The following is a 17,979-nucleotide window of genomic DNA, read 5'->3' as shown; positions in this document are numbered from 1 at the left end:
TTCAGAAACTCTGGGTGAGCGAGAGATAGAGGTTGTGGCGCCGGCTGGCGAAGCCATCGGGCCGATACAGGGGGCTTGCCAGCGTGGCGCTGAATTGGGTGGCGCGCCAACGGCCGCGCAGGCCCAGCGCCAGGCCCGCCAATTTCTTGCCTGCGAGCAGGGCGTCGCTCGGGCCCCAGACGCGGCCGTAGTCGATGGCCAGGAACGCGCTGGTGTCCAGGTCATCGCGCAGCTTCACGGGCACGCTGAACTCGTTGCGCAGCACGAGGCCGTTCTCGGCCAGCAGCACGGCGTCGCCGTCGAAGCCGCGCACGCTGGAGCGCCCCCCGATGGCGATCTGGTCTACCGACAGCGTGGTGTTCCTCGTCTGCTGGGCGCGCAGGTTTGCGCTGTACTGAAGGGGGCGCCCGGCCAGCCGGAAGTCGCTCGTGTACGCGCCGTTGAGCATCCAGATCTTGGGACGCAGCGTCAGCCCGCCATCTGCTGCCGTGCTGAAGTCTTCCTGGGCACGGTGCCAGGGCATGCCGCGCTTGTAGCCCAGGTCGAACTCGACGCTGGACTTGGCGAACAGCTGCTTGTAGCTGAGGCCGGTTTCGAGATTGCTGGTGCGGCGGCGCTGGACGATGATTTCCACGTCGTCGAGGTAGCTCACGGCCCGGCGCGTGGACACGCTGGCGTAGAGCCCGAGCTTGGTACTCGCCGAGCGCCAGACCGTGCGCTGGAGCCGGGCTTCAGCGGTCTTGCTGCGCCCGCTGGAGAGAAATTGTGCGGTCGTTCCCTGCACGTGCTGCGCGAAGCGGCTGTTGCCGGCACTGAAGGTGAGCAGCTGGTAGCCCCAGGGGACGGTGTAGTTGACGCTCGCGCTCTGGCTGTGGTGCGTGCCGGCGAACTGCTCGGCGTTGGTATTCAGACTGGCCGTGAATACGTCGTTCAGGCCCGCAGGGTTGTCGAAGGAGACGTTCGCCGAGAGCTGCGTGCGGCCCAGTTCGGCACCGCCGGAATTGTCCAGCGTCACACCCCCGCGCAGCCGGTCGCCACCATCTTGGCGCTCGATGTACACGATGCTGCTGCCAGGAACTTCGCCGGGCTCAAGCCGCGTGGTGACGCGCTGACTGGGCAAGCGCTGCATGTTCTCGACGCCCTGCTCCAGATCCCGCAGGTTCACGACGTCACCGGCAGACAGGGGAAAGGCGTTGCGCCACGTGCCCCAGTGTTCGTCGGGTGCGGTGGACGTTTTCCGGGCATCGTCGGCGCGCACCATGCGAATGTCCGCGGCACGACCGGCATCGATGTGAATCAGCAACTGGCCTGTCTGCAGGTTCTGCGGGGGCAAATCGACGCGGGTCGTGACGAGGCCCAGCTTGCGCAGCCTGTCATCGAGCGCCCCCGCGATGGCGCTCAAGCCCTTCACGCCAATGCAGCCAGGCAGCTGCGGCAGGGCCGCATCCAGCAGCCAAGGGAAGCGGGCCGCGTCCTTGCCGACCAGCGACAGCGTGGTCACCGGCATGCAGGGGGTCTCCTGCGCCAACTCGGCCTGGGCGTCCGGGCTCTTTTCGGGCACCAGTTCGTCGGCCATGGGCTCCAGCGCCTTTTGCTGATCGCGGCTGCGTTCCTCCTGACGGCGCAGACCTTGCTCGATGATTTGCGCGGGGCTGAGCGTCGGCGCTGTAACACCCGCTGGCGCCTGGGCCAGCGCTGCCAGCGGCCAGCAGCAGGGAACGCAACAGGCTGCCATGGCGCGCAGCAGCCAAGGGCCGAAGGACGCGGTGCCCTCCCTGGCACGGGCTACTCGTTCGTTGTAGTTCAAAGAAAATCCCTCCAGATGTATGTATTATTTATTGCCAAAACGAAACTATTGTAATTTATCGGCCAGCGGGCGCGCAAGCCCATCAACCGAAGTGAGGCGGGAAGTGGCGCGCTCCGGAAGGCTTAAAAGGGTTCACGCCGTGTTCGTGCAGGGCCCGCCAAACAGGAGCGGATGGCGCAGCAGGCAGGCCGCATCGGCCGCCGTCCGGCAGCCGCTCCCAGGTTCTGCCTGGGTCCTGGCGCTACGCGCCGTGGCTGGTGCACGGGGCGGGTGGGCCCGTCATGCACCGCCAAACGCCATCGCGGTCATCGCACGGGCGATCGAAGCGGAATGGGCCGGCAAGCCCCCTGGGCCTTCAGCGCAGGGCTGTATGAAATAAGAGACGACAACGGTCCTGACGACACGCAGCAGTCATCGCGGCGTGCTTGTCGCAGCAGGCGCGGGGCGTTCGCGCCGCAGCCCGGCGCAGGCATCGTGCGGCGCCAGGGCCGGTGTTTCGATGACCGTGTCGGCCTCGCCGTGGAGGGCGTCGGGCGCGGGCGCCGTGTGCGCGATCACCACCCGGGACCGCAGGCTGGCAGGCCAGTGGGTGGGCACGCCCAGGCTGCGCAGCGCGTGGCCGCTGCCGGCCAGCAGCACAACGGTCTGGCCAGGGCGCAGGGCCTCTTGCGCGGTCCGGGCCAGGCTGGCGTCGCGCGCGATCTGTACGCGGGCCATGGGGGCCAGCTGCGCCTCGGGCAGCAGCCCGCAATGGCCCTGGCGCAGCGCCTCGTACTGGCGCTGTAGCGCCGGGGCGGGAAGGTGCTGGTCCCAGGCGGCGTCGTCCATCGCGGCGCGCATCTGGCTGCGCGGCAGGTTGCCGCCGCGCACCGGCACGCCGGCGGCGACGGCGGCCATCACCACCGGGCCATGCACGCTCCAGGGCCAGGCGGCATCGTTCCATTGCAGTGCGGCCCGGACCTGGGCCGCGCTGGCATGGCCCGGCAGGCCCCGGGTGCTGTGCCCGCGCTCGGCCATTTCGATGACCACCGCGGCCAGCTGCCCACGCGCCGCGAGCCATTGCACGGCTGCGCGTTGCAGGCGCTGGTGCTCGGCCGCGTCATGCTGCTCGCCGAGCAGCAGCACGTCGGCCGGGAGCAGGGCCTGCAGGCGCTCGGGCCAAGGGGCTGGCGGCGCAATGCCGGCGCAGCCGGCGAGCAGCGCGGCAAGCAGCGCCCGGCATGCGGGCCGCCAAGGGATGGGGAGGCAAGGCAACGGGGGGTGCATCGCGCGATGCTATCTGCTCAAGACCATGGACCGCGACCTGCTCGCGCAGTCGATACGTCGCGCGGCCCGGGGCGATCCGGTGCTCAGCCCCGAGCGGATGGGCCCGCTGGTGGCAGCGTTCCGGGCGCAGGGCGCACCCGATGCGCAACCGGGCGCCAGCCTGCCCCCGCTGTCGCCGCGCGAGCAAGAGGTGCTGCGCGAGATTGCGCGCGGCGCAAGCAACAAGGCCATTGCGCGCACCCTCGATATCGCCGAGACCACGGTGAAGATCCACGTGCAGCACATCCTGCGCAAGGTGGATCGCCAGCGCGAATGCACGGCTGCGCAAATCATGCGTGCTTTCCCCTGGCCGTCAGCGTCATTCACACAGCGGCAGGGCTGCGCCCGGCCAGCCAGTCGCGTGCTTGCGTCTCGGCCTCCCAGCGCGTGGCGACAACCCGATAGGGATAGGGCGCGCGAGCGGACGCGTTCCACCCCTGGGCCCTGCGCGTGAACGCACGCCGCAGCGTTTCGTCCGCCTCGATACGGATGGCGCCCAGACAGTAACGCTGTTGCTCGGTGAAGCGATCCCGGCTCCACTGCGCGCAGGTCGCCATGAAGCGCCCCGACTGGCGTGGGAATTCAACGCCATCCATCAGCAACACGAAGGGTTGCGCGCGTGCGTACAGGGATTCGAACTGCGCGATCATTTCGTTTGCCTGTTCGTCGGCCACCCGGTGCGGCATGTGCAGGCTGACCAATGGCCAGTGCCGTGTGTCGATGAATTCCTTCATGTGCGCCATTCCTTGTGACGAGCCGCCGAATCGGCACGCGGTCGGGAGTGCGAGCGCGCCGGGGAGTGTGTATATGCGCCTGGTGCATGTCTGGAGCGGCTTCGGCACGCTCGCCTATCTGCTGCGCCCCCTACCCGCTGCTGCGCGCACGCCGCCTGGCGCGCTGATCCGCAGGGGCCGCGCGCCGCGCCGCTGTCCGGTGGTGGACAGTGGGCGCGGCAGGAACACCCATAGAATGCCGCATGCTCCAGCAACGCAGCCTCAAAACATTGACCCGCGCCGTGGGCGTTGGCCTGCACAGCGGCCAGCGCGTCGAACTGACGCTGCGGCCTGCGCAGCCGGACACGGGAATCGTGTTCCGGCGCGTGGACCTGCCCCAGCCCGTGGACATTCCGGCGCGGGCCGAGGCCGTGGTGGACACCCGGCTCGCGTCCACCATTGCCGCGGGCAGCGCCAAGGTGCATACGGTGGAGCATCTGATGTCGGCCTGCGCGGGCCTGGGCATCGACAACCTCTACGTGGACATCACCGCCGATGAAGTGCCCATCCTCGACGGGTCCTCGGCGTCCTTCGTGTTCCTGCTCCAGAGCGCGGGAATCGAACTGCAAAACGCCCCCCGGCGCTTTATCCGCGTGACACGCCCCGTGGAGGTGCGCGAGGACGCGGGCAGCAGCCCGGACGCCACGACGAAATGGGCGCGCCTGACCCCCTACCACGGCTACAAGCTGAGCTTCGAGATCGACTTCGACCACCCGGCCGTCGATTGCACGGGCCAGCGCGTGGAATTCGACCTGGGGCAGGGCAACTACAGCCGCGACATTGCGCGCGCGCGCACCTTCGGCTTCACGCGCGACGTGGAGATGCTGCGCGCCAACGGCCTGGCGCTCGGCGGGGGGCTGGACAACGCCGTCGTGATGGACGACTACAAGGTGCTCAACAGCGGGGGGTTGCGCTACGACGACGAATTCGTCAAGCACAAGATCCTCGACGCCATGGGCGACCTGTACCTCATCGGCCGGCCCCTGCTCGCCGCGTACAGCGCGTTCCGCTCCGGCCATGCGATGAACAACCTGCTGCTGCGCACCTTGCTCGTCCGGCGCGACGCCTGGGAACTCGTCACCTTCGACGACGAGCGCCAGGCCCCGGGCGGCTTCGCGCGCCCCGCCCGCGCCTGGTAATCCCCGCGATGCTGATTTTTCGCTGGCTGACCATGCTGCTGCTGCTCGCGGCCGCCGTGTCCTTTGCGTTCTACGCGGGAACGGGCCAGCCCCGCTACAAGCGGATGGGGCTGGTGATCCTGAAATGGACGGTGACCGCGATCGTCTTCTTCTTCGCGGTGGTCCTCATCGGGCGCCTTGCCTAGTGGCCTGCCCTGCGACTAGCCGCGTGCGTTCGCGTTCTGCGTGAAGCGAAGAACCATCACCCTCGAGGACGTGGCCGTGGCCGCGAGTGTCTCGCGTGCGACGGCTGCGCGGGCGCTGAGCCACCATGGCTACGTCGGCGACGAGACGGCGACGCGCGTGCAGGAAGCTGCGGACCGGCTTGGCTACCGCGCGAACCGGGTCGCGCAGGCGCTGCGCAGCGGGCAATTGCCGATCGCCGGTTTCATTCCGGGCGACATCCAGAACCCCTTCTTCGCCGGCATCGCGCACGACCTCGAAGTCGAACTGCGCAAGCACGGGCACAACCTGCTGATCGCCAGCAGCGGGGACAACGCGGCGCAGGAGCGGGAGTTGCTGGAGAGCCTGCGCGCGCTCGGCCTGTGCGGTTTCGTACTCACCCCGGCGTCGGCGGCGAGCAGCCAGCACATCGCGAAACTGGCGCGCGATGGCGTTCCCTGCGTGCTCATCGACCGGGTGGCCAAGGGCGCGCGCTGCGACAGCATCGTCGTCGACAACGTGGGCGGCGCGCGCGCGGCCGTCGATTACCTGGTCGCCAACGGCCACCGGCGCATCGGCTTTCTGCGCGACGATTCGCAGATCTTCACTGCCCAGGAGCGCCTCGCCGGCTATCTGCGCGCGCTCACCGGGCACGGCATCGTCCCGGAGAAGCAACTGATCGCCAGGTCGCGCTCGGTCGTGGAGCACGCCATCGCCGCCACCACCCGCTTGTTCCGCCGCCGCAACAAACCGACGGCCCTGTTCACCGTGGACAGCCTGATGACCCAGGGCGCGCTGCTCGGGCTGCGCGCCATGGGGCTGCAAGTCCCCCACGACGTGTCGCTGATCGGCTTTGACGACTTCAGCCTGGCCACCTTCACCGACCCGCAGATCACGGTAGTCGCGCAGCCGACGGCCGAGATCGGAGCGCTCGCGGCGCGCCTGCTCATCGAGCGTCTCGCAGGGGACATGGCGGACCCGCAGCACATACGCTTTCCCACCCAACTCATCGTTCGCGGCTCCGTTTCCTGCCCTCCCGCGCGCTGAGCTGCGCTGCGCGGAGGCTGAGCCCGCGGGCCGTGTCACGCAGCTTCCAGTTCCCGGGACTTGCCGACTTGTCGGGCACGCCGTTCGTGTGTTAGCTTGTGTGTGAGATCGATCTCACACCGAAATCACACCAAAACGCAAGGAGTCCGAGAATGCTGCACTTCGACCGCGACCGCTTCCTGCGGATCCAAAGCCATGCCCTGTGCATCGCCGAGCAGGCGCGCCCGCTGATGCGCAGGCTGCTTGCGGACGGCGTCGAGCGGCTGTTCTTCATGGGAACGGGCGGCGTGCAGCTGCTGACCTTGCCGGCCATCGAAATCGCCCAGCGCCTCTCGACCTTCCCGGTGAGCGCGCAGTTCCCGGCGCAGGTGGTGCTCGATCCACCGGCCGGCCTGGATTCCAGGGCGCTGGTGGTGCTGCCCTCGCTGTCCGGTACCACCCGCGAGAGCGTGGAACTGCTCGCCGTTCTCAAGGCGCGCGGGGTGCGCAGCTTCTCGCTCACCGGCCACCAGGACACCCCGCTGGGGCGCGGCGCGGAGTACAACTTCAGCAACTTCGCCGAGGACGACACCTCGTGCGAATCCTTCTATCTGCAAACGCTGATCATCGTTCTGGCGCTGCTCGCCGAGCGCGGCGAGTTCGACGGCTTTGACGCCGTGCTGCGGGAACTCGGGCAGTTGCCACAGGCGCTGGTCGAGGCCAAGCAAGCCTTCGAGCCCGACGCTGCGCACCTGGCGGCCGAGATCCGGGACGAGCGCTACCACATCTTCACCGGGGCTGGCTCGGTATGGCCGCAGGCGCATTACTACGGCATGTGCATCCTCGAAGAGATGCAGTGGATCCGCACCCGCCCGGTCCACGCCGCCGACTTCTTCCACGGAACGCTGGAACTGATCGAGCCCGGGGTCAGCGTCTTCGTCTTCAAAGGCGAGGACCGCCTGCGGCCGCTGTGCGAGCGCGTCGAGAACTTCGTGCGCCGCTACACCGAGCGCGTCCACGTGCTCGATTCCGCCGCCGCGGCCCTGCCCGGCATCTCGCCGCAGCTGCGCGAGCTGCTCTCGCCGATCGTGCTCGCGACCCAGCTCGAGCGGCTCAGCGCCCATCTGGCCGTGCTGCGCAAGCATCCGCTCACGACCCGCCGCTACTACAAGCGCGTCGAATACTGATCGGCCCGCGCAACGGATCAAGGAACGGACCCAAGGAGCAACGCATGCACCGCGCATTACCCATCGTGGCGTTCGCACTCAGCCTGGCGGCCAGCCCGGGCGAATGCGGCGAGGCCGTCGTGGCCGACCCCGACGCCCAGGTCGAATACAGCGGCACGCTGTCGATCCTGACCAAGTTCGGCATGCAGCAGCTCGCGCCCTACTTCGTCGGCGTCGCCAAGGAGTACGAGAAACGGCATCCCGGCGTGAAGATCGAGCTGATCCAGGAGAGCGACGAAAGCATCAAGGGCAAGACCCGGACGCTCGTCGCCGCCAACGCCCTGCCGGACATCTACTTCTCCTGGCCCGGCAGCTGGGGCAGGAACTTCGTGCGCAGCCACCGGGCGGTAGACCTCTCCAGACTGCTCGGCCCGGAGACCGCCTGGGGCAAGACCCTGGCGCCTGCCGCCGTCAGGGCCTTTGAATACAACGGCAGGTTCTACGGCATTCCGCTCTACCTGGACGCCAAGTTCATGGGCTACAACAAGTCGATCTTCAAAAAGGCCGGCGTTGCCGTGCCGGGCAGTCTGGAGCAACTCGTCGCCAGCTGCGCTGACTTGCGCAAGGCCGGAATCCCTCCGATCGCGCTGGGCAACAAAGAGGGCTGGCCAGCGCTGCACTTCGTCGGCCAGCTGGTCGTGTACAACGTTCCCCGCGCCACGCTGGAGCGCGACTTCGACCCCGCCAAGGCGCGGTTCGACGACCCCGGCTACGTGCTCTCGCTCCAGCAGTTCAAGCAGCTTGCCGACCACTGCACCGACGGCGTCGCGGTGAATGGCAGCTCCTACGCGGCGGCGCTGCAAAAATTCAGCAACGCCGACGCGGCGATGTACTACCAGGAGATCATCGAGTTCGATCAGAGCGCCGTCGCCGGCACCCGGCTGCGGCCTGCCGATTTCGGCTTCTTCCGCCTGCCGCCGCCCGCCGGCGCCCAGGGCGACGTGAACGCGATCGAAGGCGCACCCGAGGGCTACATGCTCAACGCCAGCTCGAAGAAGATCCCGCTGGCCATCGACTTCATGAAGTTCCTGACCGCGCCGGACCATGCCAGGCGGCTCTCGGCCCCGCCCTACGGCCAGCCCAGCGCGACCATCGGCGGCGCTTCGGCCAGCGACATGACCCCCGCCGTGGTCGCCGGCCTCCAGGAGATCGCCGCGGCGAGTTATCTGATGCCCTGGCTCGACACCGCGAACTCGCCGCGGGTCGCCGCCGCATGGCTGTCCAGCCTGCAAGCGCTGCTCGGCGGCAGCATGGACGCGCACGCGGTGATGGGCGCGGTGAAGAAGGCCTCGGCAGCGGATGCCAAGCACCCGTGACACCGGGCGCCCGCTGCTGCGCGGCTGGCCGTCCCTGCGCTGGGTCGCGCTCGCGCTCATCCTCGTGGGCGGGTTCGTCTACTACCCGATTGCCGACAATTTCATCGTCAGCATGACCCGGCAAGACATCTACAGCGGCGAGGTCGCGTACGTCGGCGCGGAGAATTACCGCCGGCTGCTCGATGACCCGGTGGCCTGGACGGCGCTGCGCAACAACGTGCTCTACGCCGCCATCTCGGTGCTGTTCCAGGTGTTCGCCGCGTTCGTGCTCGCAGCCATCGTCGAGGGGCTGGAGAACGAGCGCTGGCGGCGCTTCTGGCGCGCGGTGTATTTCATTCCCTCGGCGATTTCGGTCACCGTCGCCGGCCTGCTCTTTTACTTCATCTACGAGCCCAAGACCGGTCTGCTCGACGGCGCGCTGAGCATGCTCGGGCTCGGCGCCCTCATACGGCCCTGGCTGGGCAGCGAGCAGACGGCGCTCTACGCCGTCATCGCGATGAGCCAATGGCAGGGCTTTGGCTATTGCAGCCTGCTGTTCGGCCTGGCCATGCAGAAGATCCCGCGCGAGATCTACGACGCCAGCACCATGGACGGGGCCGGGCCGCTGCGCAGGCTCTGGAGCATCACCTTCCCGATGACACGCGAGATGACCGGCCTGATGCTCATCGTGACCGTGACCGGCGCCTTCCAGGTGTTCAACGAAGTCATGGTCATGACCGCCGGCGGGCCGAACAATTCGAGCCAGGTGCTCGGCACCTGGCTCTACCAGCAGGGCTTCATGCAGAACGACTTCGGCTACGGCGCGGCGATCGCGGCGGTGATCTTCGCCATCACCCTGGGCAGCGGCATGGCGCAGCTGTGGTACACGAAGCGGCGCAGGGTGCGGCCGTGAACACGCCCGGGGGTTCCTGCGCGAGCGGCGGCGTCCATGCCGGGAGCATCCTCATCGGCAAGACCCTGCTGCCCGCCCTGCTCGTGTGCCTGGGAATCGTCGTGCTGTACCCGCTGGTGTGGATGGTGCTCAACGGCTTCAAGGACAACGCACTCATCTTTGGCCAGCCCTTTGCGCTGCCGACCCACTGGAACTGGGGCAACTACGTACAGGCATGGAACCAGGGTGTGCGCGACTATCTCACGGTCAGCATCCTCGTCACGGCAACGTCCGGGTTGTGCACGGTGCTCATCAGCGCCTGGACCGCGTATGGCCTGACGCGCTCGCGCATGCCGCTCAAGCCGCTGGCCACGGGCCTCGTGCTCGGCGGCCTGATGCTCAGCCCGACGGTGGCGCTGATCCCGCTCGTGAAGATGCTGCAAGCCCTGGGGCTGTACAACACCTACTGGGCGCTGATCGTCCTCTACACCGCCTTCCGGGTGCCGTTTGCCACCTTCCTCATCCGCGCCTGGATGCTCGACCTGCCGCGCGACCTCGACGAGGCGGCAAGCATGGACGGCGCCACCGAGGGGCAAATCTTCTGGCGCATCATTCTTCCGCTGTGCCGGCCGATCATCATCTCCTGCGTGATCCTGCACGTGCTGTTCGCGTGGAACGAGTATTTGTTCGCGATGATTTTCACCAGCGGCGCGGACATGCAGACATTGCCCGTCGGCCTGACGTCGATCATGGCCCGGCACGGCACGAACTACGCCGTGGTCTTCGCGGCGATGAGTCTCTCGGCGCTGCCCATGGTCGGCGTCTTCTTCGCCGCGCAGCGCTATTTCATCCGCGGACTCGCCGAAGGCATCGGCAAGTAAGGCGCGCACCATCATCGTGGCAGCAAGGAACAGCATGACCCGGACAACCGACCCCGTGCGCGCGCGCGCCAAGCTGGTGGCAATAGGCGATAACTGCCTCGACGCCTTCGTCAACAAAAACGTGCTCACGGTCGGCGGCAACGCGCTCAACGTCGCCGTGTACTGGCGGCGGGCGGGCTGGGACGCTGGCTACTTCGGCGCCGTGGGACGTGATCCCGAAGGCGATCTGCTGCTCACCGAAATCGCAGCGGCCGGCCTGGACCCGGAGCACGTCGAGCGGCGCTGCGGCGACACGGCGGTCACGCTGCTGTGCGACGACGCGGGCGAGCGGCGCTTTCTGCTCGAGGCCTTCGGCGTCGGCGCGCACTACATGCCATCGCCGCAGCGCTACGCCCAGGCCGCGGCAGCCGACTGGGTGCATCTGGGAACGAACGCCAACCCGGAGCTCGTGCGCCGGCTCGTTGCCGACGCCGTGCCGTTCAGCATCGACCTGTCAACCGCCCCCCTGGCCCTGCCGCTGGACGGCGTCCCGCTGGTCTTTGGCTCCGCCAAGGAGCCCGTGGAGCCGCTGCTTGCCGCCCTGCGTGCGGCGGGGGCCCGGCAGGTCGTGCTCACCTGCGGTCGGGCGGGCGCGTACTTCCACGACGGCACGCGCTTGCGGCACGTTGCCGCCGTCCCCGTCGAGGTCGTGGACACCTGCGGCGCCGGCGACAGCTTTATCGCCGCCTTCCTCACGGCCTGGCACTTCGGGGACGGGGACCGCGACGCCGACCTGGCGCTCGCGCAGGCGGCCCACGCCGCGGCCCGCACCTGCACCCATCTGGGCGGCTTTCCACAGGCGCTGCGTCCGCTACCGGACTGGTTCCCGGCAAAGTACGCGGGCGTCATCCAGGCACAGGCAGGGCAGGGGGGCTGACATGGCGCCGATCCGCTTGCGCACACCCGCCATCGCCGCCCCGGGCGAGCGCTCATTCTGGCTACAGGACATTGCCGCCGCAGCGGTCACGCCGCCGCTGGTCGGCAGCGCGTGCACCGACGTCGCCATCGTCGGCGGCGGCTATACCGGGCTCTGGACGGCGCTGCGCATCCGGGAAGCCGCCCCGGGAATGCGGATCACGATCCTCGAAGCCGACTTTTGCGGATCGGGCGCATCGGGACGCAACGGGGGGCAACTGCATTCCTGGTACGCCGAGATCGACCGCCTCAGCGCCGTCGTGGGCCTCGACGAGGCGCTGCGCCTTTGCGCCGGTACGGTCGAGGCCATCGACGAGCTGGTGGAACTACAGCGCAGCGGCAGCATCGCCATGGACCTGCGGCTCGGCGGCTGGATGTGGACTGCGAGCGCGCGTGCGCAGGAGGGCGCGTGGACGCGCGCCGTGCAAATCACCGACGCCGCCGGCGCCGCGCGCTTTCGCACGCTCACCGCGGCGGAGATCGCCAGGCGCTGCGGATCCCCGGTCTCCTACGCCGGCGTCGTCGAGGAGCATGCCGGCACCGTCCACCCCGCCAAGCTCGCTCGCGGCCTGCGCGACCTGGCTCTCGCCCGGGGCGTCGAAATCCATGAAAGCAGCCCCGTGCGCGATATTTCTCCAGGGCCGCCGGCGACGCTGCGCACCGCGCGCGGCGAACTGCGCGCGCAGAAGGTGGTGCTTGCCGCGAACGCCTGGCTCGCGGCGCTGCCGCAGCTGCGGCGCCATCTCTACGTCGTGGACAGCCAGCTGATCGCGACCGAGCCCATCGCCGACCGGCTCGACCAAATGGGCTGGGAGCCGGGCCTGGCGATCTGCGACGCGCAGCAGCAGGTGCTCTACTACCAGCGCAGCCGCTCGGGGCGCGTGGTGTTTGGCCGCGGCAGCGGGGGCATCGCGTTCCGGGGAGATTTCGGCGCAGGCTTCAACCGCCATCCGGAGCGTGGCCAGCACAATGTCCGCGAACTGCACCGCGTCTACCCGGGCCTCGCCGGCGTGCGCGTGGACCACGACTGGGCCGGACCCATCGACTGCGTGCCCGAGCAGGTCCCGGTCTTCGACCACCTCGCGGGCCACCCGGACATCGTCTTCGGCATGGGCTTCAACGGCTCGGGAATCGCCCAGACGCCGGTCGCCGGGCGCATCCTCGCGAGTCTGGTGCTCGGGCGCAAGGACGCCTGGAGTCGCAGCGGTCTGGTGGGCCTGGCGCGGCGCGCGCGCCTGCCGCCTGAACCATGGCGCTACGTTGGCGCGCAGCTGGTGCGGCAGGCCATCCGCTGCAAGAACGACGCCGAAATCCGCAACGCAGGCGCGCCGGCCTGGACCCGGCTCGCGCTGCGCCTCATGCCCGGGAGTCGCGGGGATCGCTGAATCCCCGGAGCCCCTTCTCAAGAGAGATCGGCCCGGGGGAGGCCGGCTTCAGAACCAGAGCCCGCCAGGCGGCAGATCCGGCGCCTGCCCGGTGATGGACAGCGGCATATGCGCTGCGGCGCCGGGCGCGGTGATGACGCCGTCGGCTTGGCCGTCGGCGTCGAACGGCCCGCCATCGGTGATCGAGAAGTCCAGCCGCAGCCGCCCGCCCTCGTTCACCATCTTGCCGCCGTAAGGGCTGCTGGCCAGGTTCACCCAGGTGCCGTCCGTATGGTCCTGCAGCCAGTAGCCGTTCACGCCGATCTCCGGGTCCACGTACAGGCTGAAGGTCTGGCTGCTGCCGGTGGTCTTCAGCGTGGTCTTGAAACTCGTCAACGCGATCGGCGTCTCCAGCGCCCGGGGCGTCTGGGCGAGGGCCTCCTTCTGCTCCAGGCCGGTGATGCGGGCGTGGCTGCTGGGGTGGACCTTGCCCTCCTGGCTGTCGGCCACCAGGGTCACCGAGGTGCTGGAATTGCTGTTGGTCCGGGCGCTGAATGAGCTGACTGCGGGCTGCGCGCTGTCCGGGATGCCGTCCCCGTTGCCGTCGCCAGGGTCAGAACCCGCGGGGCCGACGATGTCCTGACTTTCCTGGGGGTCTTCCGTACCGGGCGCTCTGTGGCTGGGTGCTGGTGTGCGGTTGTTCACGGCCTGGTTGCTGAAGTTCTCCGCATCGTTGCCTGCTGCGTCCTGTATCGCGTCGTCGCCGGACGCAGGCTTGGCGTAGCTGATGCTCAGCATCTCCCCATGGACCACGGCGCGGCTCAGCGTGAGCGTGATGGTATTGGCCGTCGCATCCACGACCGCGCTGCGCACGGTAATGGCGGTGCCAGCGGAACTGCTGACCGTAAAGCCGGCGTTGCCCGTGAGGGTGGCATCGTTCAGGGTATTGGCTTCGGTGTAGCTGAGCACCAGTTGGTCGCCGTTGACCGTGGCGGTGCTGATCACCGGGGGCGTGGTGTCTGACGCCGGCGTGCTGTTGGTCACAGCCTGGTCGCTGAGGTTTGCTGCGTCGTTGCCGGCCGCGTCCTGCACCACGGCGCCGGATGTGGGCTTGGCGTAGCTGACGGTCAGCGTCTCACCATGGGTCACGGCGCGGCTCAGCGTGAGCGTGACGGTCTTGGCCGTCGCATGCACAACGGCGCTGGTGACGGTAATGGCCGGGCCCGCGGTGCTGCTGACCGTAAAGCCGGCATTGCCCGCGAGCGCGGCCCCGTCCAGGCTATTGGCTTCTGTGTAGCTGAGCACCAGCTGGTTGCCGTTGACCGTGGCGGCGTTGATAACCGGGGGCGTGGTGTCTGGCGCAGGCGTGTTGTTGGTCACAGCCTGGCTGCCAAAGTTTGCTGCGTTGTTCCCGGCAGCGTCCTGGACCCCGCCGGTCGCGGGCTTGGCGTAGCCGACGGTCACTGTTTCAGCGTGGGTCACGGCGCGGCTCAGCGTGAGCGTGACGGTCTTGGTCGTCGCATGCACAACGGCGCTGGTGACGGCAATGGCGGTGCCCGCGGTGGTGCTGACCGTAAAGCCGGCGTTGCCCGCGAGCGTGGCCCCGTTCAGGGTGTTGGCTTCCGTGTACGTGAGCACCAGCTGGTTGCCGTTGACCGTGGCGCTGCTGATCACCGGGGGCGTGGTGTCCGGGGTGGTGTTGGTAATAGTCTGGTTGCTGAAGTCCACCGCCTGGTTGCCGGCAGCGTCCTGGATCCCGCCGGTCGCGGGTTTGGCGTAGCTGACGGTCAGCGTCTCCCCGTTGGCCGCGGCGCGGCTCAGTGTCAGCGTGACGGTCTTGGCCGTTGTGTTCACGCTGGCGCTGTTGACGGTGATGGCGGTGCCCGCGGTGGTGCTGACCGTAAAGCCGGCGTTGCCCGCGAGCGTGGCCCCGTTCAGGGTGTTGGCTTCCGTGTACGTGAGCACCAGTTTGTCGCCGTTGACCGCGGCGCTGCTGATCACCGGGGGCGTGGTGTCCGGGGTGGTGTTGGTAATAGTCTGGTTGCTGAAGTCCACCGCCTGGTTGCCGGCAGCGTCCTGGACCCCGCCGGTCGCGGGCTTGGCGTAGCTGACGGTCAGCGCCTCGCCGTTGGCCGCGGCGCGACTCAGTGTCAGCGTGACGGTCTTGGCCGTTGCGTTCACGCTGGCGCTGTTGACGGGGATGGCCGTGCCCGTGGTGGTGCTGACCGTAAAGCCGGCATTGCCTGTGAGCGCGGCCCCGTTCAGGGTGTTGGCTTCCGTGTACGTGAGCACCAGTTGGTCGCCGTTGACCGTGGCGCTGCGGAGCAGCGGGGCCACGGTATCTCGGGTGTCCACGGAGTAGTTGGCGCTCGTGGTTTCACCCTTGCCGGGGTTGCCAGCGTTGTCGGTCACCCTGGCGAGGTCTATGTTGATGACATTCGACGGGACGTTGATGTTGGCCGTGGGCGTGAAGGTGGCCGTCCAGACCGTGCGCGCGGCGTTGGTCGCGGGCGTGCTCAGCGTGCCGCTCGTGCACACGATGTCGCTGGCGTCAAAGCCGTTGACGGGCTCGCTGAAGGTGAAGGTGAAGGTGGTGGTCTCGCCCGCGGTGAGCGCGCTGTCGGCGATCGTGATATCGACGGTGAGCTCCTCGTTGGGCACCCGGGGCGTGGTGTTGGTGACCGCCCGGCTGTTGAAGTCCACTGCGTCGTTGCCGGCAGCGTCCTGCACCACGGCGCCGGATGAGGGCTTGGTGTAGCTCACGGTCACCGTCTCCGCGCTGGTCACGGCGCGGCTCAGTGTCAGCGTGACGGTCTTGGCCGTTGCGCTGACCACGGCGCTGTTCACGGTGATGGCCGCCGTGCCAGCGGCGGTGTTGACCGTAAAGCCTGCGTTGCCCGCCAGGACTGCCGGGTCCAGGGTGTTGGCTTCCGTGTACGTGAGTACCAGTTGGCTGCCGTTGACCGCAGCGCTGCTGAACTCCGGGGCCGTGTTGTCTGCTGGCGCAGGCGTGTTGTTGGTCACCGCGGTGGCAGCAAAGCTGGCTGCGTCGTTGCCGGCGGCGTCCTGTATGGCGTTGGCGTCGTTGCCGGTCGTTGGGTCGGCGTAGGCGACGGTGACCGTCTGGTCGCTGGTGACCGCCGTGGTCAGCGTGAGCGTGACGGTCTTGGCCTGGGAATCGACGGTGACGCTGGTGACGGCGTTCGCGACGCCATTGACCATCACCGTAAAGGCTCCGCTCGCCGGCTTGTGGCTCGCGTCCGCGTCCAGGTTGCCCGTGTCGCTAAAGCTGAGCACCAGCTGGTCGCCAGTGACCTTGGGACGCGAGTCGCCGGTGATGATCAGTTGCGGGGCAGCGGTGTCTGCTGGCGCTGGTGTGTTGTTCGTCACCGCGGTAGCAGCAAAGCTGGGCGCGTCGTTGCCTGCGGCGTCCTGTATGGCGTTGGCGTCGTTGCCGGTCGTTGGGTCGGCGTAGGCGACGGTGACCGTCTGGTCGCTGGTGACCGCTGTGGTCAGCGTGAGCGTGACGGTCTTGGCCTGGGAATCGACGGTGACGTTGGTGACGGCGTTCGCGACGCCGTTGACAAGCACCGTAAAGGCCCCGTTGGCGGGTGTGTGGGTCGGGTCCGCGTCCAGGTTGCCCGTGTCGCTAAAGCTGAGTACCAGTTGGTTGCCAGTGACCTTGGGACGCGAGTCACCGGTGATGATCAGCGCCGGGGCAGCGGTGTCTGCTGGCGCTGGTGTGTTGTTGGTCACCGCAGTGGCCGCAAAGCTGGCCGCGTCGTTGCCGGCGGCGTCCTGTATGGCGTTGGCGTCGTTGCCGGTCGTTGGGTCGGCGTAGGCGACGGTGACCGACTGGTCGCTGGTGACCACCGTGGTCAGCGTGAGCGTGACGGTCTTGGCTTGGGGCTCGACGGTGACGTTGGTGACGGCGTTCGCGACGCCATTGACCATCACCGTAAAGGCTCCGCTCGCCGGCTTGTGGGCCAGGTCCGCGTCCAGGTTGCCCGTGTCGCTAAAGCTAAGTACCAGCTGGTCGCCAGTGACCTTGGGACGCGTGTCGCCGGTGATGATCAGCTGCGGGGCCGTGGTGTCTGCTGGCGCTGGTGTGTTGTTGGTCACCGCGGTAGCAGCAAAGCTGGTCGCGTCGTTGCCTGCGGCGTCCTGTATGGCGTTGGCGTCGTTGCCGGTCGTTGGGTCGGCGTAGGCGACGGTGACCGTCTGGTCGCTGGTGACCGCTGTGGTCAGTGTGAGCGTGACGGTCTTGGCTTGGGAATCGACGGTGACGTTGGTGACGGCGTTCGCGACGCCATTGACCAGCACCGTAAAGGCCCCGTTGGCCGGCTTGTGGGCCAGGTCCGCGTCCAGGTTGCCTGTGTCGCTAAAGCTAAGCACCAGTTGGTCGCCAGTGACCTTGGGACGCGAGTCGCCGGTGATGATCAGCGCCGGGGCCGTGGTGTCTGCTGGCGCTGGCGTGTTGTTCGTCACCGCGGTAGCAGCAAAGCTGGTCGCGTCGTTGCCGGCAGCGTCCTGTATGGCGTTGGCGTCGTTGCCGGTCGTGGGGTCGGCGTAGGCGACGGTGACCGACTGGCCGCTGGTGACCGCCGTGGTCAGCGTGAGCGTGACGGTCTTGGCCTGGGAATCGACGGTGACGCTGGTGACGGCGTTCGCGACGCCATTGACCATCACCGTAAAGGCTCCGCTCACCGGCTTGTGGGTCGGGTCCGCGTCCAGGTTGCCCGTGTCGCTAAAGCTAAGTACCAGCTGGTTGCCGTTGACCTTGGGGCGCGAGTCACCGGTGATGATCAGCGCCGGGGCCGTGGTGTCTGCTGGCGCTGGTGTGTTGTTGGTCACCGCCGTGGCCGCAAAGCTGGCCGCGTCGTTGCCGGCGGCGTCCTGTATGGCGTTGGCGTCGTTGCCGGTCGTTGGGTCGGCGTAGGCGACGGTGACCGACTGGCCGCTGGTGACCGCCGTGCTCAGCGTGAGCGTGACGGTCTTGGCCTGGGAATCGACGGTGACGCTGGTGACGGCGTTCGCGACGCCATTGACAAGCACCGTAAAGGCCCCGTTGGCGGGTGTGTGGGTCGGGTCCGCGTCCAGGTTGCCCGTGTCGCTA

13 protein-coding genes and 2 pseudogenes are annotated in these 17,979 nt (G+C 68.2%); 11 read left to right on the top strand and 4 right to left on the bottom strand.

What is annotated here, in order from left to right; translation table 11 throughout:
• Position 1: 1 nt before the first annotated feature.
• Entirely contained in the window at positions 2-1,807 is a 1,806-nt protein-coding gene (locus D5041_RS00070) for a ShlB/FhaC/HecB family hemolysin secretion/activation protein (protein ID WP_265283539.1), read from the bottom strand.
• Between the two features lie 411 nt (positions 1,808-2,218).
• The gene (locus D5041_RS00065; RefSeq protein WP_265283538.1) at positions 2,219-3,073 is read right to left on the bottom strand and encodes a ChaN family lipoprotein; all 855 of its coding nucleotides are present in this window, start codon (positions 3,071-3,073) and stop codon (positions 2,219-2,221) included.
• A gap of 1 nt (position 3,074) precedes the next feature.
• On the opposite strand from D5041_RS00065, the pseudogene D5041_RS21985 reads away from it, so the two are divergent.
• Positions 3,075-3,398, top strand: a pseudogene (locus tag D5041_RS21985) (LuxR C-terminal-related transcriptional regulator); the annotation flags it as partial.
• A gap of 37 nt (positions 3,399-3,435) precedes the next feature.
• Here D5041_RS21985 and D5041_RS00055 read toward each other — a convergent pair.
• Positions 3,436-3,846, bottom strand: a complete 411-nt coding sequence (locus tag D5041_RS00055) for a hypothetical protein (RefSeq protein ID WP_265283537.1) — start codon at positions 3,844-3,846, stop codon at positions 3,436-3,438.
• A gap of 70 nt (positions 3,847-3,916) precedes the next feature.
• Between D5041_RS00055 and D5041_RS22050 the strand changes: the two are divergent.
• From D5041_RS22050 to D5041_RS00010, 10 genes and pseudogenes are all read left to right on the top strand, one after another.
• Positions 3,917-4,013 (top strand): annotated as a pseudogene (locus D5041_RS22050) (respiratory nitrate reductase subunit gamma); the annotation flags it as partial.
• 75 nt (positions 4,014-4,088) lie between these two features.
• A complete protein-coding gene (gene lpxC / locus D5041_RS00050) occupies positions 4,089-5,024 on the top strand; it encodes a UDP-3-O-acyl-N-acetylglucosamine deacetylase (protein WP_010105971.1) in 936 nt (311 codons plus the stop codon).
• 8 nt (positions 5,025-5,032) lie between these two features.
• Entirely contained in the window at positions 5,033-5,209 is a 177-nt protein-coding gene (locus D5041_RS00045) for a hypothetical protein (RefSeq protein WP_010105972.1), read from the top strand.
• 40 nt (positions 5,210-5,249) lie between these two features.
• A complete protein-coding gene (locus D5041_RS00040) occupies positions 5,250-6,272 on the top strand; it encodes a LacI family DNA-binding transcriptional regulator (protein WP_265283363.1) in 1,023 nt (340 codons plus the stop codon).
• 152 nt (positions 6,273-6,424) lie between these two features.
• Positions 6,425-7,438, top strand: coding sequence for an SIS domain-containing protein (locus D5041_RS00035; RefSeq protein ID WP_265283536.1), 1,014 nt, complete (start codon positions 6,425-6,427; stop codon positions 7,436-7,438).
• Positions 7,439-7,482: 44 nt separating this feature from the next.
• Positions 7,483-8,793 carry an ABC transporter substrate-binding protein gene (locus D5041_RS00030; protein WP_265257658.1) on the top strand — a complete coding sequence of 437 codons (1,311 nt, stop codon included), beginning with the start codon at positions 7,483-7,485 and terminating at the stop codon, positions 8,791-8,793.
• Complete coding sequence (locus D5041_RS00025) at positions 8,777-9,685, top strand: carbohydrate ABC transporter permease (RefSeq protein ID WP_265257657.1); 909 nt, start codon at positions 8,777-8,779, stop codon at positions 9,683-9,685. The genes D5041_RS00030 and D5041_RS00025 overlap by 17 nt, the downstream gene beginning before the upstream one ends.
• Positions 9,652-10,545 carry a carbohydrate ABC transporter permease gene (locus D5041_RS00020; RefSeq protein ID WP_265257656.1) on the top strand — a complete coding sequence of 298 codons (894 nt, stop codon included), beginning with the start codon at positions 9,652-9,654 and terminating at the stop codon, positions 10,543-10,545. Before D5041_RS00025 ends, D5041_RS00020 begins: the two co-directional genes overlap by 34 nt.
• Positions 10,546-10,579: 34 nt before the next feature.
• Complete coding sequence (locus D5041_RS00015; protein ID WP_265283535.1) at positions 10,580-11,461, top strand: PfkB family carbohydrate kinase; 882 nt, start codon at positions 10,580-10,582, stop codon at positions 11,459-11,461.
• Between the two features lies 1 nt (position 11,462).
• The gene (locus D5041_RS00010) at positions 11,463-12,884 is read left to right on the top strand and encodes an NAD(P)/FAD-dependent oxidoreductase (protein WP_265283367.1); all 1,422 of its coding nucleotides are present in this window, start codon (positions 11,463-11,465) and stop codon (positions 12,882-12,884) included.
• A 48-nt stretch (positions 12,885-12,932) separates the two neighbouring features.
• Here D5041_RS00010 and D5041_RS00005 read toward each other — a convergent pair.
• Positions 12,933-17,979: beta strand repeat-containing protein (locus D5041_RS00005; protein ID WP_265283534.1), on the bottom strand; the 5,047-nt coding region annotated here is incomplete at its 5' end.

The organism is Verminephrobacter aporrectodeae subsp. tuberculatae, from assembly GCF_026127385.1.
Classification (GTDB): Bacteria; Pseudomonadota; Gammaproteobacteria; order Burkholderiales; family Burkholderiaceae_C; genus Acidovorax; species Acidovorax aporrectodeae.
This window is presented reverse-complemented; position numbering and strand designations above follow the sequence as displayed.